We start from the raw sequence: 24,778 nt of genomic DNA, 5'->3' as shown, positions 1-24,778 counted from the left end.
TAGGTAAGACTGCGGCGGGGCCCGGACCGAGCGTCCCGCCGCAATGCCGAAAAAGGATGATCCCATGCTGCGCCCCTTCCCGCCCCACCGCCTTGATGATGACGACGACGAGGAAGAGGACGAGCCCCGCGAGGATCGCCAGAAGGGCGAGGATCTGGGCCTTCCGCAAAGCCCCTCGATCGACAAGCTGTATTTCCAGTCGCGCACGGTGATCGTCGCGGGCACCATCAACGACAAGCTGGCGCAACGCACCGTCTCGCACCTGCTGGCGCTGGCCGAGGACAGCGACAAGCCGATCAACGTCCTGATTTCGTCGCCCGGCGGCCATGTCGAATCGGGCGACATGATCCATGACGTGATCAAGTTCATCCGTCCGACCGTGCGCACCATCGGCTCGGGCTGGGTGGCCTCCGCGGGCGCGCTGATCTTCGTGGGCGCGGAACGGGAAAACCGCTTCTGCCTGCCCAACACCCGCTTCCTGATCCACCAGCCCTCGGGCGGGATCGGCGGCACCTCGACGGACATGATGATCCAGGCGGAACAGGTGCGCCTGATGCGCGACCGCCTGAACCAGATCTTCGCCGACGCCACCGGCCAGCCGGTCGAGCGGATCGAGAAGGACACCCAGCGCGACTTCTGGCTGAACACGCAGGAAGCCTTGGACTACGGTCTGCTGGGCAAGGTTATCCGCAGCATGGACGACCTGAAATGACCTCTGACCGGGCGGATGTCCGCATCCGCCCCGCCACCCCTGCAGACCACGACGCGATCTGGGCGATCCTCGAACCCGTCTATCGTGCGGGCGAGACCTACTGCATCCCGCGCGACATCCCGCGCGAGGAGGCACTGGCCGACTGGTTCGCCGCCCCCTTCACCGTTTTCGTGGCCGAGGCCGGGGGCCGTGTCCTCGGCACCAGCCATGTAGGCCGCAACCGCCCCGGTGGGGCGTCCCACGTTGCCAATGCCAGCTTCGCCACGGCACCCGCCGTGCGCGGCCTCGGCGTGGCAGCGGTGCTGGTTGCCGATGCCAAGGACTGGGCGCGGGCGCGGGGCTTTCGGGCGATGCAGTTCAACTTCGTCGTCGCCACCAACGCCGATGCCGTCCATTCGTGGCAGAAGGCCGGCTTTGCCATTGTCGGCCGCCTGCCCAAAGCCTTTCTTCACCCCGCGCAGGGCTATGTCGATGCCTTGGTGATGTATCACGACCTGACTGAAGGAGCCGAAACGTGACCCTAGAAACCCTGTCCGAGAACCGCAGCTTCGGCGGCACCCAGGGCGTCTATCGCCACAAGTCGCAGGCGACCGGCACCGACATGACCTTTGCCGTCTACCTGCCGCCCGCCGCCGACTATGGCCCGGTCCCGGTGCTGTGGTATCTCTCGGGCCTGACCTGCACCCATGAGAACGCCATGACCAAGGCGGGCGCCCAGCAGGCGGCGGCCGAGGCCGGGATCGGGCTGGTCTTCCCCGACACCTCGCCCCGCGGCGAGGGCGTCGCAAATGACGAGGCCTATGACCTCGGCCAAGGGGCGGGCTTCTATGTCAACGCAACGCAGGACCCGTGGAAGCCGCATTTCCGCATGTGGGACTATATCGTGGACGAACTGCCCGGCGTCGTCTTCGAGAACTTCGCGCTGGATCGCGATGCGCAGGGCATCACCGGGCACTCGATGGGCGGCCACGGGGCGCTGACCATCGCCATGACCCATCCCGACCGCTACCGCAGCCTTTCGGCCTTTGCCCCGATTGCCAATCCGACCGAATCGGATTGGGGCCGCAAGCAGTTCACCGCCTATCTGGGTGAGGACCGCGATAGCTGGCGCCCGCATGACTCCACTCTTCTGATGACCGAAAAGGGCTATCCCGGCGAGATCCTGATCGACCAGGGTGGCAGCGACCAGTTCCTTGACCTGCTCAAGCCCGAATCGCTGGCCCAAGCAATGGCGGCGCGTCGCCAGCCCGGCTGGCTGCGGATGCAGCCGGGCTACGACCACAGCTACTGGTTCGTGCAGACCTTCATGGCCGACCATGTCCTGTGGCACGCCGAGCGGCTGGGCTGATTTTCCTTCATCCCACCCGGCGGGATTGCCGAACTTTCCCGTCCGCCTGCCAAAATCACTAAGACTTTCCGGCTAGCCTCGTTCTAAGCCGTTGACGTATCGGATTTGGGCGGGAACTCTCTCTCAAGCCCGCGCCGCTTTCGAACGGCGCTGGCACAAAGGGGAGGGAGACGATGAAACTCACGCTGACCGGCGCCGGTGCGGCGCTTCTGCTGTCCAGTTCGGCCATCCTGGCCAATGACAGCGTCCAACAGGCCATTGCCGATCCCGGCCAATACGCGATCCAGACGCTCGACTACGCCAACACCCGCTATTCGCCGCTCGACCAGATCAACCGGGACAATGTCGGCGACCTGCGGGTGGCCTGGACCTTCTCGACCGGCGTCCTGCGCGGGCACGAGGGCGCGCCCCTCGTGATCGACGGCATCATGTATGTCCACACGCCCTTCCCGAACAACGTCTTCGCGCTGGACCTGGCCAACGACGGCCAGATCCTGTGGCGCTATGAACCGCAGCAGGACCCCGAGGTGATCGCGGTCATGTGCTGCGATACCGTCAACCGCGGCCTCGCCTATGCCGACGGGATGATCCTGCTGTCGCAGGCCGATACCACCGTGGTGGCGCTGGACGCCAAGACGGGCGAGCAGAAATGGGCCACCAAGATCGGCGACCCGGCTATCGGCGAGACGCTGACGGCGACCGTCATGCCGGTCAAGGACAAGGTCATGGTCGGCATCTCGGGCGGCGAATACGGCGTGCGGGGGCGCCTGACCGCGCTGAACCTCGCCGACGGCACCGAGGCCTGGAAGGCCTATTCCACGGGTCCCGACGAAGAGATGCTGGTCGATCCCCAGAACACCACCCACCTGGGCAAGCCGATCGGCGAGAACAGCTCGTTGGACAGCTGGGAAGGCGACCAGTGGAAGATCGGCGGCGGCCCGATCTGGGGCTGGTTCTCGTATGACCCCGATCTCGACCTGGTCTACTACGGCACCGGCAACCCCTCGACCTGGAATCCGTCGCAGCGGCCCGGCGACAACAAGTGGGCGATGACCATCATGGCCCGCGATCCCGACGACGGGATGGCCAAGTGGTTCTACCAGATGACGCCCCATGACGAATGGGACTATGACGGCGTCAACGAGATGATCCTGACCGACCAGGACTTCAACGGCACCCAGCGCAAGCTGCTGACCCATTTCGACCGCAACGGCTTCGGCTACACGATGGACCGCGAAACGGGCGAACTGCTGGTGGCCGAAAAGTTCGACCCCGCGGTCAACTGGGCCACCCATGTTGAGATGGACCCCAACAGCGACCAGTATGGGCGCCCGCAGGTCGTGGCCGAATACTCGACCGCCCAGAACGGCGAGGATGAGAACACCACCGGCATCTGCCCCGCCGCCCTCGGCACCAAGGACCAGCAGCCGGCCGCCTTCTCGCCCAAGACCAACCTGTTCTATGTCCCGACGAACCACGTCTGCATGGACTACGAACCCTTCCGCGTGGCCTATACCGCAGGTCAGCCTTATGTCGGCGCCACCCTGTCGATGTATCCCGCGCCGGACAGCCATGGCGGCATGGGCAACTTCATCGCCTGGGACAACGTCGCGGGCGAGATCAAGTGGTCGCTGCCGGAACGCTTCTCGGTATGGTCCGGCGCGCTGGCGACCGCTGGTGACGTGGTCTTCTACGGCACGCTGGAAGGCTATCTGAAGGCGATCGACGCGGAAACCGGGGAAGAGCTTTACCGCTTCAAGACGCCTTCCGGGATCATCGGCAACGTCATGACCTACACCCATGACGACAAGCAGTATATCGGGGTGCTGTCGGGCGTGGGCGGCTGGGCCGGGATCGGCCTTGCCGCTGGCCTGACCAACCCGAACGAGGGCCTGGGCGCGGTCGGCGGCTATGCCGCGCTGTCGGACTTCACCGAGCTTGGCGGCCAGTTGACCGTGTTCGAACTGCCGGGCGACACCCGCACCGCGCAGGCGGACATCCCGGCGGCGCCTGCCGGCGGCGATGCGCCCGATGCAGCCGGGGACACGCCCGACGCGGCGGCGGCACAGGCCGCAGGCGGCGAGGCCGCGACCGGCGCCGGTGCCGCCGACCCGGCGGCGGTGGTGCCCGCGCCCTCCGACCCCTCGGCCCCGGCCGAAGGCCTGGGCGCCGGCAAGTCCACCGCGACCGGCGGTGTGCCGATGGAACCTGCGGCAGATGCGGCCGGTGGCGAGGCGGCACCTGCACCGTCGAACTGACCTGACGTCCAGCCAATACGAAAGTGTGACTATGACAACTTCGCCCCGGGGATAACCTCGGGGCGCTTCCATCTTCATGGATGGGGCACCAAGGGGAGAGAGAAGACCTATGATCGCAACGACGACCGTGCGCGCGCTGGCGATAAGCCTTGCGTTCGCCACCACCGCCTTCGCGCAAACGGCCACCGAGACGCCCGCCACCGGGACCACCACCGAGACTGCACAGCCGAACCGCGGTTCCTCGACCCCGATTCCCGAAGGCGCCACCTCGGTCGAGATGCGCGCCAACGCCGCCGGTTCCGCCGTTGCCACGGGCGAGGGGCAGGTGGCGGGCGGCCAGACCGTCGGCGTCATCAAGCCGACCTTGCCGGGGCTGGACCTGACTGCCGATCACATGGAAAACGGCCGCTGGTACAATGCCGAGGGCATCCCTGTCCCGAATATCCAGGATGGCGTCGTGGATTACGCGACCTTCTCGGGCTACCGCCGCTATCACGCTGAATGCCACGTCTGCCACGGCCCGGATGGCGAGGGTTCGACCTATGCCCCGGCCCTGAAGGATTCGGTCATCCACCGGATCGACTACTACCAGTACCAGGAGGCCGTGGCCTCGGGCATCTATAACGTGAACAACGCGGCCAACCAGGTCATGCCGGCCTTCGGCACCAACCGGAACGTCTGGTGCTATGTGGATGACATCTACGTCTATCTGATCGCCCGTGGCACCGAGGCGATTCCCCGTGGCCGCCCCGCCAATCGCGCCGACAAGTCCGACGAGTTCGCCGCGCAGGAATCGTCCTGCATGGACGGCTGACGATGCGTCCGATCCGCATCCTGCGGCTGGCGGCGGCCCTGGCGGTTCTTGCCGGTGCCGCCGGGGCGCAGGTCGCCGACCTGCGCTCGACCACGGCGCTGCGGGTCTGCGCCGATCCGGCGGCGGTGCCGATGTCGTCCAAGGACGGCAGCGGGTTCGAGAACCGCATCGCTGAATTGCTGGCGGATCGGCTGGACCTGCCGCTGCAGTATTTCTGGTTCCCGCAGGGGATGGGCTTCATCCGCAAGACGCTGCTGGACGGCAACTGCGACGTGGTGATCGGCTTTGCCCAGGGCGATGAGCTGGTCCAGAACACGAACCACTACTACACCTCGGTCTATGGGATCGTGACCCGCAAGGGTGGCGAGCTGGCGGGCGTGGACCGCCTGACCGACCCGGCGCTGAAGGGGCGTGACCTCGGCGTGGTCGCGGGCACGCCGCCCGCGTCCCACATGGCGCGGGCAGGGCTGGCCAAGGACATGCGTGGCTGGGACCTGTTCGTGGACCGGCGGGTCGAGGATCCGGTCGGCGACATGCTCAAGGGCGTCCATGACGGCACGTTGGATGTCGCCGTGCTGTGGGGTCCGCTGGCCGGACCGCTGGTCAAGGCCGACCCCGATCTGCAGTTTACCCCGCTTCTGCACGAAGAAGGGGGACCGAAGCTTTTCTTCCGCATCACCATGGGCGTCCGTCCCAGCGACCAGGAATGGAAGCGGGAACTGAACAGCCTGATCCGCCGCAACCAGGATGAGATCAACGCCATCCTGCACGAGGCCGGCGTTCCGCTGGTGGACGACTACGGCCAGCAGTTGCTGCCATGAACCGGCTTGTGGCGGGGCTGGCGCTTGCGATGCTGGCCAGCCCCACCATGGCCGCCCCGCCCGAGCCGCAGGGCTTTCACGGCGAACCTTACCGAGCGCCGGTCCCGGCCACGCTGGCGGGGGCAAGCGTGCTGGACCTCGCCGGACTGCAGGACTGGCGCGCGCAAGGGGCGGTGCTGATCGACGTGATGCCGCAGGTCCGCAAGCCCGGGAACCTGTCCGAAGGCACGCTGTGGCGGCAGCCCTCGCATTACACTATCCCCGGCGCGGTCTGGCTGCCGGATACCGGCTATGACCGGCTTGCACCCGAGACCGAGGCGGCGTTCTTCGCGGCACTCGACCGCCTGACCCGAGGCGACAGGGCCACGCCGCTGGTCTTCTTCTGCAAGGCCGATTGCTGGATGAGCTGGAACGCCGCCAAGCGCGCCGTGCTGCGCGGCCACACCCGCGTGGGCTGGCTTCCCGAAGGCACCGACGCCTGGCTGGCAGACGGCGAGGACTTGGTCCCCGCCTCGGCGCCTTAACGGTCCGGTCCCACGAACAGCCCGAAGGAGCGGGGACCGGATGGCACGTCGATGACCCGCTCGATAGCCAGCGTCTCGCCGTCGATGATCGACAACTCGTCGCTGTCCCAGCTTGCGACCGCAAGGCGGCGGCCATCCGACAGGGCCGCGATGCCTTCCGGGTAATCCCCGATTCCAATGCTGCCGAGGGTTTCCAGCGAAGCCGGGTCGAACACCGTCACCGTCCCTGCGTATTGATCGGTGACGAAGCCCCTGCCTGCCGCGAAAGCCACGCCATAGGGGTGATCGCCTGTCGCCACGCTGCCGATCCGCGCCCCGGTCGCGGCATCCAGCACCGTCACGCTGCGCGATTGCACGTCGGTCGTCCAGAAGCGTCCGTCATGGAAGGCCACGGCATAGGGATGGCTGCCGGTCCCTGCCTTCCACACCGCCTGCCCCGTTGCCGCATCGAAGGCCGACACCCGGTCATCGTCGCGATCCGCCACCGCCACGATCCGGCCATCATCCGACAAGGCCACGCCGGCCGGGGCCTTGCCCGTGGATGCGGACCAGATCTCGCGCTTGCCCGTGGGGTCGAGCCGCCTCAGCCGCGCCCCGTACCAGTCCGCCACCAACAGATCGCCATCCGGCGCAAAGGCCACACCGAAGGCGCCTTCACCCAAGCCCACCTGCCCCAGAACCGCACCGCCCGTGTCCAGCAGCGTCAACTCGCCCGTTTCGGCCGCGATGATCGCAGCCCGTCCCCGCGCCGGGTCATAGGCGACCGGCGCGGGGGCGCCCGGCACGGAAACCACCGCCCGGACCCTGCCCCTGTCCAGTTCGACGATCGCGACTTCATTCGCGCTCTGCGCCGTGACGAAGGCGATGTCCCCTGCAGCGCCACCCGCCGCGGCAAACGCCAGCAGCCCGGCCGCAGCGGCCCGGATCACTGCGCCCGGCCGTGCTTTTCCACCAGCGCGTCAAGGCCGGCGCGATAGATGCCGGTGACGGCCGTCATCGCCGCCTCGTCGTTCAACTCGGGCGGCGGGTCGTTGTTGGGATAGCCGCGGTAGAAGCCGCCCTTCCAGACCACCTCGGCCTTGCCGCCCGCGTCCTTCACGCAGAGCGTCGAGGCATAGTTCGTCACCGGAAGAACCGTCACCTCCACTTGGGTGATCATGTAGGCGTAGCAGCGTTTTTCGGGCTGCCACTTGGTCAACTGCTCGGTGATCGTCGGGTTGCCCCCGGCGTTCAGGTGCAGGACGCGGGCCGAGGCGTCGGGCGTGGTGGCATCGGCCGAGGTCAGTTCGGTCCGCGCGACCGCCGGATGCCAGGACATGTCGTCGAAGCGGCCGATCTCGGCCCAGACCTCGTCGGGGGTGGCGTCCAGCGTTTCGGACAGTTCCAGCTTGAGGCGCACGGGACCATGCGCCTGCGCGGCGCCGCAGACGACCAGGGTCGCGGCGGCGGCCAGCGCGAGAACGGATTTCATGCAAGTTTCTCCTGATGGATCGTGCCGCGGTCGCCTGCCAAGGCGGAATGCGCGCGGCCTGTGGCGCGCAGCTTAAGCGCGTCGCGCCGCGCGTCCATTAGCCGAAGGTGGCAGGCAAGTTCGGCAAGCGGCGGGGGAAGGTTTGGCGGGTTGCATTGGCGGCTTCCCGCCCCAAGACTGCAGGCCGGAGGAGGAGTCCATGCGTTCACCCGTTTCCCTCGCGGCGCTGGCGCTGCTGGCATTTTCGGCAATGCCGGCGCTGGCGCAAGCGCCGGCCCAGTCCGAGCCGCAACTGATCCGCGCGGCCGTGCTGCGCGTCGATACGCCCGAGCTGCCGCCGATCTCGCGGCTGGAACTGCCGCCCGAGGATATCGGCTTCGCGGGCGCGCGCCTTGCGATCGAGGACAACGACACCACCGGCCGCTTCATGGGGCAGGATTTCGACGCGGTCGAGGTTGCGGCCACCCCAGAGACTGCGGGGGCGGAACTCGACCGGCTGCTGGGCGAGGGCATCCAGTTCGTCGTCCTGCTGACCGACGATGCGACGACCGTGGCGCTTGCCGATCAGGCCGGCGACCGCGCGCTGGTGTTCAACGCCGCCGCCCGCGGCGATGCGCTGCGGGGCGAGCAGTGCCGCGCCAATGTCATCCACACCGCCCCCAGCCACGCAATGCTGGCCGACGGACTGGCGCAGTTCCTGATGTGGAAGCGCTGGCCGCGCTGGTTCCTCGTCCACGGCAGCCACCCCGAGGATCTGGCCTTGGCCGAGGCATACCGCCGCGCCGCCACCAAGTTCGGCGCGCAGGTCGTCGAGGAACGCGAGTTCACCGACACCGGAGGCGCGCGGTCCACCGATTCGGGCCATGTGCAGGTGCAGGCGCAGCTTCCGGTCTTCACCCAACGCGCGCCCGACTACGACATCATGATCACCGCCGACGAGCATGGCGTCTTCGCAGGCTACATGCCCTATCACACTTGGGACGCACGGCTTGTCGCGGGTTCGGCGGGCCTTGTTCCCCGAAGCTGGCATCCGGCGCTTGAGGCCTGGGGCGCCACCCAGTTCCAGAACCGCTTCGAGCGGCTGGCGAACCGCCCCATGCGCGAGGAGGATTACCAGACCTGGCTCGCCCTGCGCATGGTGGGCGAGGCCGCGACCCAGACCCGCTCGGCCGATCCCGCCGAGTTGCGCGACTTCATGCTGTCGCCCGATTTCCAGATCGCGGGCTTCAAGGGCCAGAAGCTGACGGTCCGCGACTGGGACCACCAGTTGCGCCAGCCGATCCTGCTGACGACCGGGCTGCTGACCACCAGCGTCAGCCCGCAGGACGAATACCTGCACCAGACCAGCCCGCTGGACACCCTGGGCATCGACCGCCCCGAAACCGCCTGCACCTTCTGAGGGACCATGAGACACGCACTCGCCATCCTGCTGCTGACCGTCGCCACGCCCGCTCTGGCCAACAAGGTCTATGTATCGAACGAAAAGGGCAATGATGTCACCGTCATCGACGGCGACACGCTGGAGGTTCTGGGCCATTACCCGGTCGGCAACCGCCCGCGCGGCATCACCATCAGCCCGGACGGGACGGAGCTTTACGTCTGCGCCTCGGATGACAACCTCGTGCGCGTCTTCGACCCCGAGACGATGGAGGAGATGCACACGCTGCCCTCGGGACCCGACCCGGAACTGTTCGTGCTGCACCCCTCGGGCAACCCGCTTTACATCGCCAACGAGGACGACAACCTCGTGACCGTGGTCGATACCCAGACCCACAGAGTTCTGGCCGAGATCCCCGTGGGGGTGGAACCCGAAGGGATGGGCGTCTCGCCCGACGGAAAGGTGGTCATCAACACGTCGGAGACGACGAACATGGCCCATTTCATCGATACCGAAACCTACGAGATCACCGCCAACGTGCTGGTGGACAGCCGCCCGCGCTTTGCCCAGTTCTCGGACGACGGTTCGCGCCTGTTCGTCAGTTCGGAAATCGGCGGCACGGTCAGCGTGATCGACCCGGCCACGCAGGAAATCACCAGGAAGATCAGCTTCGAGATCCCCGGCGTCCTGCCCGAAGCCATCCAGCCCGTCGGCGTGCGCGTCACGGCGGACGGCAAGAAGATCTTCGTGGCTCTTGGCCCGGCCAACCGGGTCGCGGTGGTCGATGGCGACACGTTCGAGGTGACGGATTACATCCTCGTCGGCCAGCGGGTCTGGCAGCTGGGCTTCACGCCGGACCAGAAGCATCTCTACACGACCAACGGCAATTCCAACGACGTCACGGTGATCGACGTGGCGACGAATACGGCGGTCAAGTCGATCCCCGTGGGCCAGCAGCCCTGGGGCGTCGTCGTCGCGCCGAACTGATCAACCATCAAGGGAGAGAGACATGACCAGATTGCTGACCGTCGCCATGCTGGCGGCCCTGCTCGGCACGCCCGCGCTAAGCCAGACCGCGCCCGCCGAGCCTGCCGCCGACGCGCCGCAGTCCGCGCAGGCGGCACCCGAGGCGGAAGGCGAGGATGATGACGACGAGGCAGAGGAAGCCGCTGCGCCCCTGACCCAGATCCAGCACCATGATTATGGCCCCTCGGGGATCATGACGCGGTCGAACCGCGCCGATCTGGCGCCGCTGACGCTCGCCTCGGGGCAGCCGGTCGCCGCCGAGGAATATGCGCTGCAGTCGGGCGGCTTCTACCGCCTGCCCATCGTGGCCGACGGCAGCGCCGAGCTTGCGCTGTCCGGCGGCGACTTCTTCCGTGCCATCTGGATCAACGAGGTCGTCATCAACGACATCGAGATCCGTCCCATGGGCGTCCACTCGATCGAGTTCGACGCGGCGGGCGAGGCGCTGATCAGCTTCATCGCGATCCAGCCCGGCCGCTACACCCTGTCGATCCCCGGCTCGTCGGGCGAAAGCCAGCAGGCGGTGTTCAACATCCGCTGAGAGCCTTGACGGCAGGGCGGCCGTCGTCACGATGGCCGCCCGAGTTCTTCCGTCCCGGCCCATGACCACGCCTGCGCTTCTCGTCCGGAATGTCAGCCACAGCTTCGGCCCTGTCCGGGCGCTGGATGACGTGTCGCTGACGGTCCCGCGCGGGGGCTTCACCGCGCTTCTGGGCGTGAACGGGGCGGGGAAGTCCACGCTGTTCAACCTGGTGACGCGGCTTTACGCCAATCGCTCGGGCACGATCGAGGTCGCGGGCCACGACCTGCGCCGCCAACCGACCGAGGCGCTGCGGCGGCTGGGCGTCGTCTTCCAGTCCCGCGCGCTGGATGCCGACCTGACGGTGCAGCAGAACCTGATGTATCACGCGGCCCTGCACGGCATCAGCCGCGCCCAGGCACGGCCCCGCATCGCCGAGGTGCTGGCCCAGGTCGATCTGGCCGACCGCGAGCGTGTCCGGGTCTCGGCCCTCTCTGGCGGGCAGGTGCGCCGGGCCGAGATCGCCCGCGCCCTGATCCATGCGCCTCAGCTTCTGCTGCTGGACGAGGCGACGGTGGGGCTCGACGTGAAATCCCGCGCCGAGGTGCTGGCCCTGACCCGCCGCCTGATCGCCGATCAGCAGGTCTCGGCGCTCTGGGCCACCCATATCCTCGACGAGATCAACCCCTCGGACGGTCTGGTGATCCTGCACCGCGGTCGCGTCCTGTTCACCGGCACCGCAGGCGAAGCCGCTGCCGCAGCGGCGGGCGATCTCACCCGCGCCTTCCTCGACCTGACCGGGGTGCAGGCATGAGCGGCTGGACCACTGCCTTTGCCGGCATCAGTCGGCGCGAGACTCTGCGCTTCATCAACCAGCGCGGCCGCTTCCTCGCGGCGCTGGTGCGGCCTCTGGTGTGGCTGTTCATCTTCGCGGCGGGCTTCCGGGCGGTCCTGGGCCTGTCGATCACGCCGCCCTATCAGACCTACGTCCTCTATGAGGTCTATGTCACGCCCGGCCTCTGCGCGATGATCCAGCTGTTCAACGGGATGCAATCCTCGCTGACCATGGTCTACGACCGGGAAACCGGGGCAATGCGGACGCTGCTGGTCAGTCCTTTCCCGCGCTGGTTCCTGCTGGGGTCCAAGCTGGTGGCAGGGGTGATCGTCTCGATCATCCAGGTCTATGCCTTTCTGCTGATCGCCTGGGTCTGGGGCATCCACCCGCCGCTCTGGGGCCTCGTCGCGGTCCTGCCCGCGCTGGTGCTGTCGGGACTGATGCTGGGGGCGATGGGGCTGTTCCTGTCCTCCGCCATCAAGCAGCTGGAAAACTTCGCCGGGGTCATGAACTTCGTCATCTTCCCGATGTTCTTCGCCTCCTCGGCGCTTTACCCGCTGTGGCGGATGCGGGAATCCTCGGTCCTTCTCTACGACATCTGCCGCTTCAACCCCTTCACCCATGCGGTGGAACTGATCCGCTTTGCCCTTTACCTTCAGGTCAACTGGCTGTCCCTTGGGGTGGTGCTGGGCTGTCTTGCGCTGTTCTTCGGCGGCGCGGTCATGATGTATGATCCGGGCCGCGGGATCGGGGTCCGGCGAAAGGGGGGATGATGCGCTTTCTCATGCTGCTCGCGGCGCTGGCGGCCGCGCCGGCCCATGCCTTCACGCCCACGCCAGACTGGCCCTGCATCCAGGGCCGCCAGCCGAACCTGTCTCTGGGACAGGTCTGGACCGGCCCCCTCCCACCCGAGAACGCGGCCGAGACGCCCGAGATCGCCGCGCTGGCTGAAAGGCTGGCGCAGCGCCGGATGCCGGTCGAGGAAGCAACGGCCGCCATCGACGCCTTTGCGCAGGGAAAGGACGCCGGAACGCTCGCCACGCTGATGCAGGCGGTGTTCCAGCGCATCGACGCGCAGCGGTCGGCGATCATGGGCGGTATCTCGCGCTATGGCCACAAGCAGGTGGCGCTGGCCGATCGGGTCGAAGCCCGCCGCGCCCGCATGGCGGAACTGCAAGCCGCCGACCCGCCCGACTTCGACACCATCGATGCCGAGGAGGAGGCGCTCGACTGGGACATGCGCGTCTTCACCGACCGCCAGCAGAGCCTGACCTATGTCTGCGAGACGCCGGTCATCATGGAACAGCGGCTGTTTGCGCTGGGGCGGGCCATCGCGGCGCATCTTCCGCAATGAGCCGGTGACGGCTGGAACCCCCGGTGATAGTCTGGGTTGAACCGGATCAGCCTGAAAGAGCCAGCAGATGACCAAGCGCATCCCCGTCCTTTTCCTTGCAGCCCTGCTGACGGCCGGCCCCGCGCTGGCCCAGACGGCGCCCACCGGAACCCCTGTGCCGACAGAGGCCCCGGCGACCGCGGCACCCGCCGCCACGACCGCGGCGCCTGCAGCGACCGCGCCTGCCCGGGATTCCGCCGCGGCAACGACGCCCGCAGCGACTCCTGCGGCAACTGCTGCTGCAGAACCGGCGGCGCCGCAGTTCACGCCCGTTCCCGTGAACGATCCCCATATCCCTGCGCCGATCGCCGCCCGCGCGGTGGCCTCGGACTACACCCCGCCCCCCGCGCCGGTGGTCGAGGCCGCGCAGACCGTCAACACCGCCACCACCTCGACCCAGCCGACCCCCACGGTCGCCGGCGTGCCGGTCGAGCCGGCGCAGACGGCAATGCCGCAGACCACTGTGCAGGCGATGACCACCCCGGCGCCGGGCGATATGACCGCGGCCGAGGCGCTCGCCACCAGCAACACGCCACCGATCGAGACGGCGCAGGGCACGGTGCCCGCAGGAACCGAGGCGGCGGCAGCCATCGACCCGCCCTCGGACCAGTCCACCGCCGGCTCGGCCGAGGCGGACGAAGGTGTGGCGACTGCCGCCACCACGCCCGACCGCGCCACTGGCGACGGCACTGCGCCGGGCAACGCAGGCTCGACGGGCTGGACAGGGGGCTTGGGCGGCTCGCAGATCGGGACCAACACGGCGGGTGCTGTGCCCGAATCCAAGACCTGGCAGCCGCCGACCGCGCGCGGCCTTGACCTGCGGGGCTGAGGCGCGCGAATGACAAGGCCCCGCCGGATCGGCGGGGCCTTTCGCATCTGGCGGAGGAGAATGGGAGTCGAACCCACCCGGGACAGGCGCGCTGCCCCAACCGGATTTGAAGTCCGGCCGCCCCACCGGGGACGATTCTCCTCCTCAGCCGAAAAGATCGGCGCGATGGGGATTGATGCGACGCAGATCGCCGCGGCGCAAGGTGACTCCCTGCCTATCATAGAAGTCGAGGATTTCGATGGCGACCTTGCGGCCATTCTGCAACCGGTCGCGGAAGGCCGCCGCCGTGACCCAGCCATCCGCGGCCTGTGCCTGAATGTCGGCGATGATGCGGACCATCTCGGCGGTGGTCGGGCGCAGGAAGAAATGGTCGTTGCGGATCTGGTCCACCCGCCCCTGCCGCGCCGCCATCCGCAGCACGCGGCGCACATCGGCCTCGGGCACGTCCCATTCGGTCGCCATGTCACGGACGCGCGGAGGACGGAAGCGCGCCTCGCCCGACAGTTCGGGCAGGATGCGGGCGTAAAGCGCCTCGTCCTCCTCGGACAGCCGCACGACATGGCCGGGCAGGCGCAGGAAGGCCCCTTCTGCCACGATGTCGCCCGCCGCGATCCGCTCGGTCACGAAGGCAGCGAAGGCCTCTTTCGGCAGGCGCGGGGTCAGCGCCAGCCGCAGCCTTTCGCGCCCCAGGCCCTGCATCTCGGGCGCATCCTCGTGAAAGCGGGCAAGGGCGTCCAGCATCCCCGCCACCAGCCCCTTGTGGGTCAGCGGCGACAGGGCGACCCTTGCGGCGCCCGAGTCCAGCACGGTGACGCCTTCGGTCACGCGCTTTGCCTCGTCGGGGCCAAGGGCGCGGTCGCGCAGGAAGGCCGTCAGATCGACCACGTAAGGGGGCGCTGCCAGCATGGCCTGCAGCGCCTCGGCCGGATCGGGACGGGCGGCTGCCTCAAGCTGCGCCAGCCGCTCGGGCGTGCGGCGGCGGCGGGCAGGGGCGCGCAGGTCGAGGAAGGCGCCGCCGCCGATGGTGCGCCGGGCGGACACGTCACGCAGGATGAAGCGGTCGCCCACCGCCGCTGCGATGGGTTGGTCCAGCACAAGCTGCACCAGGCCCTCGGACTCCGGCGGCAGCGGACCTTCCAGCGGCACGACGCGGGCGCCGACCTCGGCCGCGCCACTGTGCAGGCGGGCGGGAAACCAGGTTCCGATCGCGCGCGGCTCGGACCCCAGCACCCGCAGGCTGGCGTCGATCCGCTCGGTCGGCGCGTGCAGCGCGGGGTCCAGCACCATGTCGCCGCGATGGATCGCCTCGCGCCCGATGCCCTCACCCGCAAGGTTCAGGGCGCAGCGTTGGCCCGCCACGCCGACCTGAACCGGCTGGTTCTGCGCATGGATCACCCGCACTCGCGCTGTCAGCCCCTGCGGCGAGATCGCCACGGTGTCGCCAATCGCGATCCGGCCCGACAGCACCGTGCCGGTGACCACCGTGCCTGCGCCCTTCAGGATGAAGCTGCGGTCCACGCCAAGGCGGAAGCGCGCATCCTCGGCCCGCGCCGTGGTCTCGGCCTCGGCTTCGGCCAGCGCCGCGCGCAGGGTCTCGATCCCTTCGCCGGTGAGGGTCGAGACGGGGATGACCGGCGCGCCTTCCAGCCCCGTGCCGTCCAGCAAAGCCTCGATCTCGGCGGTGACGGCGATGCGGCGGGCCGGGTCGGCAAGGTCCGCCTTGCTCAAGCCCACAATGCCGCGGTGGACGCCCAGCAGGTCGAGGATCGCCAGATGTTCGCGCGTCTGCGGCATTACCCCGTCGTCGGCGGCTACCACCAGCAGGGCAAGGTCGATGCCGCCTGCGCCGGCCAGCATGGTGTGGACGAAGCGTTCATGCCCCGGCACGTCCACGAAGCCGGTGATCCCGCCCGTGCCGAGGTCGGCATAGGCAAAGCCCAGTTCGATGGTGATGCCGCGGGCCTTTTCCTCGGCCAGCCGGTCGGCATCAACTCCGGTCAGCGCCCGGACCAGCGCCGTCTTGCCATGGTCGATATGCCCCGCCGTCCCGACGATCATCGCGTCGCCAAGGCCCCCAGCAGCGCGCCGTCATCGGGCAGGCAGCGCAGGTCGAGAAGCAGCGCCCCATCGCGGATGCGGCCAATCACCGGCAGGGGCAGGGCGCGCAGCCGCGCGGCCAGCCGTTCCGGCGCATCGCCCGTGTCACCCGTGAAAGCCAGCGCCGCCGAAGGCAGGGTTTCCACCGGCAGCGCACCCGAGCCGATCTGGCTGGAGCAGTCCACCACCGCCACGTGATACTCCGGCAGCATCGCTGCAACCGGCGCCAGCAGCCGCTGCGCCTGCGCCGTGATCTCGTCGCGCTGGCGGGTCAGCATCCGCAGGGTCGGCAGCCGCTCGGCCAGCCGGTCGGGGTCGCGGTAAAGCCGCAGCGTGGATTCAATGGCGGCAAGGCGGATCTTGTCCAGACGCAGGGCCCGTTTCAGCGGGTTGCGGTTGATCCGGGCGATCAGGTCGGCACGGCCGACGATAAAGCCCGCCTGCGGCCCGCCCAGCAGCTTGTCGCCCGAGAAGGTGACGATGTCCGCCCCCTCGGCCACCGCCTGCCGCACGGTCGGTTCGGCGGGCAGCCCCCAGCGCGTCATGTCGACCAGCGTGCCGGACCCCAGGTCGTTCAGCATCGGCACACCCGCCTCGCGGGCCATCCGCGCGACCTCAGGGGCCGGGACCGAGGCCGTAAAACCCTCGATCCGGTAGTTCGAGGGATGGACCTTCATCATCAGCGCCGTGTCCGGCGTGACCGCATTCTGGTAGTCGCGTGGATGAGTGCGGTTGGTGGTGCCGATCTCGACCAGCCGGACGCCCGCGCGGGCCATGATGTCGGGGATGCGGAAGGCGCCGCCGATTTCCACCAGTTCGCCGCGCGAGACGATGGCCTCGCGCCCCTCGGCCAGCGCGTTCAGGACCAGCAGCACGGCGGCGGCATTGTTGTTGACGACCGTGGCGGCTTCGGCGCCCGTGAGTTCGCAGATGAGCGGCGCGACCAGCGCGTCCCGTTCGCCGCGCCGGCCGGTGGCAAGGTCGAACTCCAGCGCGGCGGGCGCGCGCATCGCGGCGCTCGCGGCCTCGATAGCGGCCTCGGCCAGCACGGCGCGGCCGAGGTTCGTGTGCAGGACCGTGCCGGTCAGGTTCAGCACCGGGCGCAGGGCGCTTTGCGCGCCGGCCTCCAGCACCTCGGCTGCGCGGGACGCAATCGCGGCCCCGTCAGGTGCCGCGCCCCCTTGGCGGAGGGCTTCCCGCGCCGTTTCCAGCGCGGCCCGCAGCGCATCGGTTGCGAGCACGCGCCCATGGCGTGCGACCAGCGCCTGCCCCTCGGGCGAGGACAGCAGGCGATCGACCGAGGGCAGGGACCGCAGCCCCTGCATCAGTAGCCGATGAGGAAAGGGTTGAACCCGGCCCGGCGCCACTTGCCGCCCTGCATCAGCGCGTCAAGCCCAAGGCTGGCCACATCGTCGGCGATAGGTTCCAGCGCAGGGTTTCTGTTCTGGGCCATCTGCTTGACCCAGGATTCGCATTCGTCGCAGGTCTCGGCCTTGACCTGCGCCTCGCCCGTGCCGTCGTCCACCGCCTGGAAGGCAATGCCCTTTGTGGAACCGCAGGACAGGCACTTGACCCGCACCTCGTTCCACAGGGTCTGGCAGCAGGCGCAGGCGGCATAGCGGGTACCTTCGGCCCCCATGACCCCGGTGATGATCGAGCTTGCGGGCTTGCCGCCGCAGGCGGGGCAGACGCCGGTGCGGATGGCGACAAGCTGATCGGCATCCAGCCCGGCGGCAAGCCGCGCCATGTGGACCTGCACGGCAGCGGCCACGAACAGATGCGGGGCGGTGCTGTCTTCGGGCACCACGTCGTCCATGATGTTGGATACCAGCCAGCGCCGGTCCTCGGGCGTGGCGGCGGCCAGCGCGTCCAGAGCCAGCTTCGCCTGCGCCGGCATCTCGATCTCGCGCGCGGCCCCGACCAGCGCGTCCAGCGTCTTGGACAGGGCCGGATCGTCGATCAAGGCGTGACGGTCGAGCGGCGGCATCCGGGCGGCGCGGGCCATGGCGATGCGGTCCTCGGGCAGCGCCTGCGGCGGAGGCAGGCCATCGGCCAGCCGTGCCTGCACGCGGCACAGCGCCGCGAGGAACAGAAGATAGGGGGAAAGGTTCGAGCCTTCGGCCAGCCGATCGAAGCGTTCGGCACGCTGGGTGAACAACCGTGCAGGCTTTGGCAGAATGGCGAGCGGCGGCGTTGGGACGCCGCCGATCATGTCGGGTTGAGCTTGGATACTGTCGGACATGGCGCCTCCTCGGGCCGGACCGGCCACCAAAGGCTTACTCTGCCGGTTTCGCGCCCTGACGTCTAGCCAGTTCCCGCAGCCATTTCCGGTGGTGGCGCCAGGACCAGCCGCCCGTGACGGTGCCGCGCGTCATCGCCCGCAGGGTGCCGCGCGTCCACAGTGCCGCGAAGATGTGCAGGATGAAGACCAGCACGATCAGCACCGCCGAGACCGAATGGACGAAGATCGCCAAGCGCCGCGTTTCCACCGACACGATGTCGGGGAAATACTGGTACCACATCATTACCCCGGTGATCAGCAGCACGAGGATCAGCCAGAACATCCCCCAGAACACGCTTTTCTGCCCGAAATTGTACTTGCCAAGCTCGGGCAGCCGCTCGTCATGGCCCGTGATCACATCCTTGATGTTGCGGGTCCAGACCAGATCCTCGCGCCGGATGATGTTCAGATGCACAAGCTGGACGAACATCCCCAAGAAGCTGATCGACAGGGCGATGCCGACAAAGGGATGCAGCCAGCGGGTGTTCTGCCCGCCGCCGAACAGGGCCGTCAGCCCGAACAGCGACGGGTGGAACAGCGCAAAGCCCGACAGCATCAGCGTGATGAAGCAGAGAGCGGTGAACCAGTGGTTGATGCGGGTGAAGGTGACGTAGCGCCTCACCTCCACCGGCTCCATCGCGACGATGGCGTCCGTCGGTTCCGAGAACTTCGGTTCCACCATCAGGCGTTCCCCCGGTCATCGGGCCGTGCCACCGGGGCGGCGGCCAGTTCTTCCTGAACCAGTTCGCGCGCCTCGACCTCGTCCTCATGGCTGACCTTGTTGCCACGGTGGAACAGCGCCATCGCGGCCGCGCCCACCGCCGCAAGACCAACGGCGGCGATGCCGACGGGCTTGGTCGGGCCCTTCCAGTTCTGCACCACGTCCGAGATCTTCGGGTCTTCCGGCAGGTCGTTGTAGATCGCCGGCTTGTCGGCGTGATGCAGCACATACATCACATGCGTCCCGCCCACGCCCGCCGGGTCATAGAGACCGGCGTTGTCGTAGCCGCGCGACTTCAGGTCCTCGATCCGTTCGGCGGCCAGGGACTTCATGTCCTCCTTGGTGCCGAAGGTGATCGCCTGGGTCGGGCAGGCCTTGGCGCAGGCCGGACCTTGGCCCACCGCCACGCGGTCAGAGCAGAGCGTGCATTTCTTGACGACATGCTTCGTCGGGCTGAGCCGCGGGATGTCGAAGGGACAGCCCGAGATGCAGTAGCCGCAGCCGATGCAGTTCTCGCTGATGAAATCCACGATGCCGTTGGAATACTGCACGATGGCGCCGGGGGCCGGGCAGGCCGTGAGGCAGCCCGGTTCCGTGCAATGCATGCAGCCGTCCTTGCGGATCAGCCATTCGAAGTCCCCGGTTTCCGGGTTGTCGTATTCGGCGAACCGCATCAGCGTGTACATCTCGGGCGTCAGGTCAAGCGGGTTCTCGTAGATCCCCAAGTTCGACCCGATCTCCGGGTTGGTGTCGTTCCATTCCACGCAGGCGGACTGGCACGCCTTGCAACCGATGCACTTGCTGACGTCGATCAGCTTGGCGACCTCGGTCAGCGGCCGCGGGCTTTCCGCGACCGGGCCCCCGGCCGAGGAACGGATCACGTCCCCCTGGCCGAGGTTGGCGGGCATGGGCTGGGTCGGCGGGTTCGCCACCGCCGTGCGGGGACTGTCCATGTTGGGTGATGTGGTCACGACACGGCCTCCCCGACGGCAGGTTCGATGTTGACGAGGAACGCCTTGAACTCCGGCGTCTCGATATTGGCGTCACCGACGAAGGGCGTCAGGCTGTTCGGCCCCCATCCCTTCTTCGCCGCCCCGACAAAGCCCCAGTGCAGCGGGATGCCGACCACATGGACGGGCTTGCCGTCGCAGATCATCGGCTTGATCCGCTTGGTGACCAGCGCCTTGGCCCAGACCTCGCCCCGCTTGGACCAGACACGCACCCGGCCACCGCGCTCGATGCCCTTCTCGGCGGCCAGCTGTTCGCTGATCTCGACGAAGAACTCGGGCTGCAACGAGGCGTTCACCTTGTTGTGCTTGGTCCAGTAGTGGAAGTGCTCGGTCAGGCGGTAGCTGGTCGCGACGAAGGGGAACTCGTCCGAGTTGCCCAGTTCGGCCACGTCCCTTTCAAACATCCGCGCCACCGGGTTGCCCCGCATCCTGGCGTTGAAGACGTTCTGCACAGGGCTTTCAAAGGGCTCCATGTGGGTCGGGAACGGCCCGTCGCGCATCATGCCCCGGCTGAACAGGCGCGAAACGCCTTCCTGGTTCATGATGAACGGCATCACCTCACCCGGCTTGGCGGTCGGCGAGATGTCGGGAATGTCGTTCCCTTCCCACCGCTCGCCGTTCCAGGCGATGATCGGACGCGAGGGGTCCCAGGGCTTGCCTTCGAGGTCGGCCGAGGCCCGGTTGTACAGCGTCCGCCGGTTCAGCGGCCAAGCCCATGCCCAGTTCTGATGGACACCCATGCCGCTGGGGTCGGAATTGTCCCGCCGCGCCATGTTGTTGCCATCCTCGTTGTAGCAGCCGGAATAGATCCAGCAGCCCGAGGCCGTGGTGCCGTCATCGCGCAGTTCCGCGAAGGACTTGACCTGCTGGCCCGCCGCGGTCAGCAGCCGCGTCGGGTCGGCCGGGTCGAACACATCCGCCAGCGCGCTTCCGTTCATCTCGCGGGCAAGCTCGTGCGGATTGGGCTCGTGCTCGTCGGCATAAGGCCAGGTCAGGTTGAGGATCGGGTCCGGGAAGGCCCCGCCCTCGGTGCGGTAAAGTTCGCGCATCCGCAGGAAGATCTGCGACATGATCCAGACGTCGTTCATCGCCTCGCCGGGGCTGTCGGCAGCCTTCCAGTGCCACTGCAGCCAGCGGCCCGAGTTGACCAGCGCGCCCTCGTCCTCGGCAAAGCACGAGGTCGGAAGCTGGATCACCTCGGTCTGGATCTGGGACGGGTCCACGTCGTTGTAGGCGCCGTGGTTTTCCCAGAACCGGGCCGTTTCCGTCTCCAGCGGGTCCATGACGACCAGCAGCTTCAGCTTGGACAGCGCCGAGGTGTTCTTGTTGCGGTTGGACAGGGCCAGCAACGGGTTGAACCCTTGGCAGAAGTAGAGGTTGACCCTCCCCTGGTCCATCAGTTCGAACATTCGCAGCATGTCATAGGCCGGCACGTCCAGCTTGGGCAGGTAGTGATAGGCCCAGTCGTTGTCCGCCTGCGCCGCATCCCCCCACATGGTCTTCATCCACGAGACCATGAACTTGGGATAGTTCTGCCAGTAGCTGGTCTGACCCGGAAGCAGCGGCTTGAAGGCCCGCGACTTCATGTAGGTATCCCAGTCGGGTTCCTTTTCTGTCGGGATGTTCAGGTATCCGGGGATCAGGTTCGACATCAGCCCGAGGTCGGTCAGGCCCTGGATGTTGGAATGCCCGCGCAGCGCGTTCATCCCCCCGCCCGGCACCCCGATGTTGCCCAGGATCAACTGCAGCATCGCCATGCCGCGGATGTTCTGGGCGCCCTTGGAATGCTGGGTCCAGCCCAACGCATACATCGAGGTCATGGTCTTCGTGGGCGAAGAGCATTCCCCGATCATCTCGGCGATCTTCAGGAAGCGGTCCTGAGGGGTGCCGGTGATGCGTTCCACCATCTCGGGCGTATAGACGTCCACATGGGCTTTCAGCAGGTTCCAGACGCAGCGCGGATGCTGGAAGGTCGGGTCCGTCAGCACATAGCCGTCGGGGCCGATCTGGTAATCCCAGCTCGACTTGTCGTAGTCGCGCTTTTCCTCGTCATAGCCGGTGAAAAGCCCGTCGGACCAGCCGAACTCCTCCTTCACGAGGAAGGACGCGTTGGTGAAGGCCTTGACGTATTCCCACTGAACCTTGTCGTTCTCGATCATCCAGCGGATGAGGCCCATGAGGAACGCGATGTCCGAGCCGGGACGGATCGGGGCATAGTAGTCGGACACCGATGCCGTGCGCGTGAACCGGGGGTCCACGACGATAAGCTTCGCGCCGCGATGGTGCTTGGCCTCTGTCACCCATTTGAAGCCGCACGGATGCGCTTCGGCGGCGTTGCCGCCCATGACGACCACGAGGTCGGTATTCTTGATGTCGGTCCAGGAGTTCGTCATCGCTCCACGGCCAAAGGTCGGGCCCAAACTGGACACCGTGGGGCCGTGTCAGACGCGCGCCTGGTTGTCGAAACCTACAATTCCCATGGACCGGACGACCTTGTAGGTCAGCCAGGCCGTCTCGTTGGTTGTGGCCGACGCAGCCAGGAAGCCCGCGGTCGTCCAGCGGTTCACAGGCACGCCAAGCTCGTTGGTGGCCAGGAAGTTCGCGTCGCGGTCGTCCTTCATCGCGCGGGCGATGCGGTCAAGGGCATCGTCCCACGAGATCGGCTCGAACCGGTCGGAACCGGGACGGCGGACCATCGGCTCGGTCAGGCGGGTTTCCGCGTTGACGAAGCCCTGCAGCGCGGCGCCTTTCGGGCACAGGGTGCCGCGGTTGACCGGGTGGTCGGCGTCGCCCTCGATATGGACGACCCGGCGGCGCCCGGTGTCATCGGGACGGGCGTAGATGATGATGCCGCAGGCAACCGAGCAATAGGGGCAGGTGTTGCGGGTTTCGGTGGTCTGGGCCAGCTTGAAGTCGCGCACATGCGCGAGTTCCGCCGCCTCTGCCCCGCCGAAGCCCATGGCCCCCAGCGATGTTGCCGCGACTCCCGCACCCGCCAGCTTCAGGAAGCCGCGACGTGAGAGGTCGATGTTCATTCGATCCCTCCTATTGCCTGTCGATCAGATAGGTCCACCGATATTGTATGCGATGGTCCGCCGAGTCAACCTGAATGGGGATGCAGCGCCATGTGATCACAGCGATGTTGATCGCCATGGTCCGGGTTTGTCCGACGCTGTGGGCCGGGGGGCGTGAACTCGGCCGGGCAATCTGGTAGGACGATCCCCGACAGGTTGCAAGGAGCCTTGAGATGAACGTCCCCACGATCCGCCTTTCCCAGTTGTCCCACGGCGGCGGCTGCGGCTGCAAGCTTGCGCCCGCGGTGCTGCGCGAGTTGCTGGCCGACCAGCCGGTGGCGCAGGCCTTCCCGCAGCTTCTGGTCGGGACCGAAACCGCGGACGATGCCGCCGTCTGGCAGATCGATGAAAAGACGGCGGTGATGGCGACCACGGATTTCTTCATGCCGATGGTGGACGACCCGCGCGCCTTCGGGCGGATCGCGGCTACGAACGCGATCTCGGACATCTACGCCATGGGGGGACGCCCGATCATGGCGCTGGCGATCCTGGGGATGCCCATCGACAAGCTGCCGGTGGAAACGATCCGCGAGATCCTGGACGGTGGCCGTTCGATCTGCGCCGAGGCCGGCATCCCCGTCGCTGGCGGCCATTCCATCGACTCGCCCGAGCCGATCTACGGGCTGGCGGTGATCGGGCTGGTGGACCCCGCAAAGCTGCGGCGCAACGCCAGCGCGCGGCCGGGCGACAGCCTGATCCTGACCAAGGGGCTGGGCGTCGGCATCTATTCCGCCGCGATCAAGAAGGGCGCGCTGGACCAAGAGGGGATCGACGAGATGATCGCCTCGGCCACGATCCTGAACCGGATCGGGCCGGAACTGGCCGAGGACGAGGCGGTTCATGCCATCACCGACGTGACCGGCTTCGGCATCCTCGGCCACGGGCTCGAGGTCGCGCGGGCGTCCGGCGCCAGGGTGGTGATCGACCATGCCGCGCTGCCGCTGCTGGCGCGGGCCGAGGAACTGGCGCAGGCGGGCCACATCACCGGCGCCTCGACCCGCAACTGGGCGGCCTACGGGGCCGAGGTGACGCTGCCCCAGAACACGCCCGACTGGCGGCGCGCCCTGCTGACCGACCCGCAGACCTCGGGCGGGCTGCTGGTGGCCGTGGCCCCCGAAGCGGCGGATGCCTGGGTCCGGCGGCTGCGGGACGCGGGCTATCCGCTTTCCGCCGTCGTGGGCCGGGTGGAAGACGGCAGCGGCATCGCCGTCGTCTGACGGCTCAGGGCTGGGCCATGCCGGTCAGGATTTCCTCCGGCCGGTCGGCCCAGCGGTACCTGACCTTGTAGCCGAGCTTGCCCAAGCCCTTGCCGGGGCGGATCAGCACGTCGAAAGAGACCGTGCCCGGCGCGCTGCCGCTGGCGGCCGGCACCCGGTATTCGGCGATGTCCGAGCAATGGTGCTTTCCACCGCGCGGGGAAGGCGGCCAGACCTCGGTCTGTGTCTTCTCATCGTATGTTGCGACCTCGAGCATCGAGACGATGCGCCCGCCCAGCCGCAGGTTGCGGCAGATCTGGCGCAGGTCGGCCGCGACCGGGCCGTAGTTCAGCGGCGTGACCCGCATCCGTCCCCAGCCGGTCCAGCCTTCCGGCGCCGGCAGCACCACCGCCGCGAATTGCAGCGCCGGACGCTCCTCGATCCGCATCTGGCGTGCGGCGTTGAACATT

General features: G+C 67.8%; 23 protein-coding genes, 1 tRNA gene and 1 pseudogene. 15 read left to right on the top strand and 10 right to left on the bottom strand.

Annotated elements, in window-relative coordinates:
• The first annotated feature begins 64 nt into the window (after nt 1-64).
• From Q4F04_RS00325 to Q4F04_RS00295, 7 genes and pseudogenes are all read left to right on the top strand, one after another.
• A complete protein-coding gene (locus tag Q4F04_RS00325; protein ID WP_303367843.1) occupies nt 65-712 on the top strand; it encodes an ATP-dependent Clp protease proteolytic subunit in 648 nt (215 codons plus the stop codon).
• A complete protein-coding gene (locus tag Q4F04_RS00320; protein ID WP_303367842.1) occupies nt 709-1,230 on the top strand; it encodes a GNAT family N-acetyltransferase in 522 nt (173 codons plus the stop codon). Before Q4F04_RS00325 ends, Q4F04_RS00320 begins: the two co-directional genes overlap by 4 nt.
• Nucleotides 1,227-2,060, top strand: a complete 834-nt coding sequence (gene fghA, locus Q4F04_RS00315) for an S-formylglutathione hydrolase (protein ID WP_303367841.1) — start codon at nt 1,227-1,229, stop codon at nt 2,058-2,060. The genes Q4F04_RS00320 and fghA overlap by 4 nt, the downstream gene beginning before the upstream one ends.
• Nucleotides 2,061-2,233: 173 nt before the next feature.
• Nucleotides 2,234-4,030 (top strand): annotated as a pseudogene (locus Q4F04_RS00310) (methanol/ethanol family PQQ-dependent dehydrogenase); the annotation flags it as partial.
• A 397-nt stretch (nt 4,031-4,427) separates the two neighbouring features.
• Nucleotides 4,428-5,132, top strand: a complete 705-nt coding sequence (locus tag Q4F04_RS15975) for a c-type cytochrome, methanol metabolism-related (RefSeq protein ID WP_368660691.1) — start codon at nt 4,428-4,430, stop codon at nt 5,130-5,132.
• A 2-nt stretch (nt 5,133-5,134) separates the two neighbouring features.
• Entirely contained in the window at nt 5,135-5,953 is an 819-nt protein-coding gene (locus tag Q4F04_RS00300) for a substrate-binding domain-containing protein (RefSeq protein ID WP_303367840.1), read from the top strand.
• The gene (locus Q4F04_RS00295) at nt 5,950-6,477 is read left to right on the top strand and encodes a rhodanese-like domain-containing protein (RefSeq protein ID WP_303367839.1); all 528 of its coding nucleotides are present in this window, start codon (nt 5,950-5,952) and stop codon (nt 6,475-6,477) included. Before Q4F04_RS00300 ends, Q4F04_RS00295 begins: the two co-directional genes overlap by 4 nt.
• Here Q4F04_RS00295 and Q4F04_RS00290 read toward each other — a convergent pair.
• Nucleotides 6,474-7,406: a YncE family protein gene (locus Q4F04_RS00290; protein WP_303367838.1), complete on the bottom strand. Its 933-nt coding sequence runs from the start codon at nt 7,404-7,406 to the stop codon at nt 6,474-6,476. The two genes, Q4F04_RS00295 and Q4F04_RS00290, sit on opposite strands and share 4 nt — an antisense overlap.
• Complete coding sequence (locus Q4F04_RS00285) at nt 7,403-7,948, bottom strand: SRPBCC family protein (RefSeq protein WP_303367837.1); 546 nt, start codon at nt 7,946-7,948, stop codon at nt 7,403-7,405. Before Q4F04_RS00285 ends, Q4F04_RS00290 begins: the two co-directional genes overlap by 4 nt.
• Nucleotides 7,949-8,198: 250 nt before the next feature.
• Between Q4F04_RS00285 and Q4F04_RS00280 the strand changes: the two genes are divergently transcribed.
• From Q4F04_RS00280 to Q4F04_RS00250, 7 genes are all read left to right on the top strand, one after another.
• A complete protein-coding gene (locus tag Q4F04_RS00280) occupies nt 8,199-9,347 on the top strand; it encodes an ABC transporter substrate-binding protein (protein WP_303367913.1) in 1,149 nt (382 codons plus the stop codon).
• Between the two features lie 6 nt (nt 9,348-9,353).
• The gene (locus Q4F04_RS00275; protein WP_303367836.1) at nt 9,354-10,313 is read left to right on the top strand and encodes a YVTN family beta-propeller repeat protein; all 960 of its coding nucleotides are present in this window, start codon (nt 9,354-9,356) and stop codon (nt 10,311-10,313) included.
• Between the two features lie 22 nt (nt 10,314-10,335).
• Nucleotides 10,336-10,893, top strand: coding sequence for a hypothetical protein (locus Q4F04_RS00270; RefSeq protein ID WP_303367835.1), 558 nt, complete (start codon nt 10,336-10,338; stop codon nt 10,891-10,893).
• Nucleotides 10,894-10,954: 61 nt separating this feature from the next.
• Entirely contained in the window at nt 10,955-11,686 is a 732-nt protein-coding gene (locus Q4F04_RS00265; protein WP_303367834.1) for an ABC transporter ATP-binding protein, read from the top strand.
• Nucleotides 11,683-12,480 (top strand): ABC transporter permease, encoded by a 798-nt coding sequence (locus Q4F04_RS00260; protein WP_303367833.1) that lies wholly within the window; start codon nt 11,683-11,685, stop codon nt 12,478-12,480. Before Q4F04_RS00265 ends, Q4F04_RS00260 begins: the two co-directional genes overlap by 4 nt.
• The gene (locus tag Q4F04_RS00255) at nt 12,477-13,061 is read left to right on the top strand and encodes a hypothetical protein (protein ID WP_303367832.1); all 585 of its coding nucleotides are present in this window, start codon (nt 12,477-12,479) and stop codon (nt 13,059-13,061) included. The genes Q4F04_RS00260 and Q4F04_RS00255 overlap by 4 nt, the downstream gene beginning before the upstream one ends.
• Nucleotides 13,062-13,128: 67 nt before the next feature.
• Nucleotides 13,129-13,929, top strand: a complete 801-nt coding sequence (locus Q4F04_RS00250) for a hypothetical protein (protein WP_303367831.1) — start codon at nt 13,129-13,131, stop codon at nt 13,927-13,929.
• A 48-nt stretch (nt 13,930-13,977) separates the two neighbouring features.
• On the opposite strand, the gene Q4F04_RS00245 is transcribed toward Q4F04_RS00250, so the two are convergent.
• The 7 genes from Q4F04_RS00245 to fdnG form a co-directional block, all read right to left on the bottom strand.
• Nucleotides 13,978-14,073: transfer RNA gene (locus Q4F04_RS00245), tRNA-Sec, on the bottom strand.
• On the bottom strand, nt 14,074-15,987 hold the full coding sequence (selB, locus tag Q4F04_RS00240; protein WP_303367830.1) for a selenocysteine-specific translation elongation factor: 1,914 nt from the start codon (nt 15,985-15,987) through the stop codon (nt 14,074-14,076). It abuts the tRNA gene before it with no gap.
• Nucleotides 15,984-17,351 carry an L-seryl-tRNA(Sec) selenium transferase gene (gene selA, locus Q4F04_RS00235; protein WP_303367829.1) on the bottom strand — a complete coding sequence of 456 codons (1,368 nt, stop codon included), beginning with the start codon at nt 17,349-17,351 and terminating at the stop codon, nt 15,984-15,986. The genes selB and selA overlap by 4 nt, the downstream gene beginning before the upstream one ends.
• Nucleotides 17,351-18,268 (bottom strand): formate dehydrogenase accessory protein FdhE, encoded by a 918-nt coding sequence (fdhE, locus tag Q4F04_RS00230; RefSeq protein ID WP_303367828.1) that lies wholly within the window; start codon nt 18,266-18,268, stop codon nt 17,351-17,353. Before fdhE ends, selA begins: the two co-directional genes overlap by 1 nt.
• 34 nt (nt 18,269-18,302) lie before the next feature.
• Nucleotides 18,303-18,989, bottom strand: a complete 687-nt coding sequence (locus tag Q4F04_RS00225) for a formate dehydrogenase subunit gamma (RefSeq protein WP_303367827.1) — start codon at nt 18,987-18,989, stop codon at nt 18,303-18,305.
• Complete coding sequence (gene fdxH, locus Q4F04_RS00220; protein WP_303367826.1) at nt 18,989-19,999, bottom strand: formate dehydrogenase subunit beta; 1,011 nt, start codon at nt 19,997-19,999, stop codon at nt 18,989-18,991. The genes Q4F04_RS00225 and fdxH overlap by 1 nt, the downstream gene beginning before the upstream one ends.
• Nucleotides 19,996-23,073 (bottom strand): formate dehydrogenase-N subunit alpha, encoded by a 3,078-nt coding sequence (gene fdnG, locus Q4F04_RS00215; protein ID WP_303367825.1) that lies wholly within the window; start codon nt 23,071-23,073, stop codon nt 19,996-19,998. Before fdnG ends, fdxH begins: the two co-directional genes overlap by 4 nt.
• 212 nt (nt 23,074-23,285) lie before the next feature.
• Between fdnG and selD the strand changes: the two genes are divergently transcribed.
• Nucleotides 23,286-24,329 carry a selenide, water dikinase SelD gene (gene selD / locus Q4F04_RS00210; RefSeq protein WP_303367824.1) on the top strand — a complete coding sequence of 348 codons (1,044 nt, stop codon included), beginning with the start codon at nt 23,286-23,288 and terminating at the stop codon, nt 24,327-24,329.
• A gap of 4 nt (nt 24,330-24,333) precedes the next feature.
• Here the strand turns inward: selD and Q4F04_RS00205 are convergent.
• The coding region (locus tag Q4F04_RS00205; protein WP_303367823.1) for a hypothetical protein at nt 24,334-24,778 on the bottom strand (445 nt) is incomplete at its 5' end.

Origin of the sequence: Paracoccus sp. (in: a-proteobacteria) (assembly GCF_030536915.1) — a bacterium.
GTDB lineage: Bacteria > Pseudomonadota > Alphaproteobacteria > Rhodobacterales > Rhodobacteraceae > Paracoccus.
Note: the sequence above shows the minus strand (reverse complement) of the source record. Positions and strands in the feature narration are given on the sequence as shown.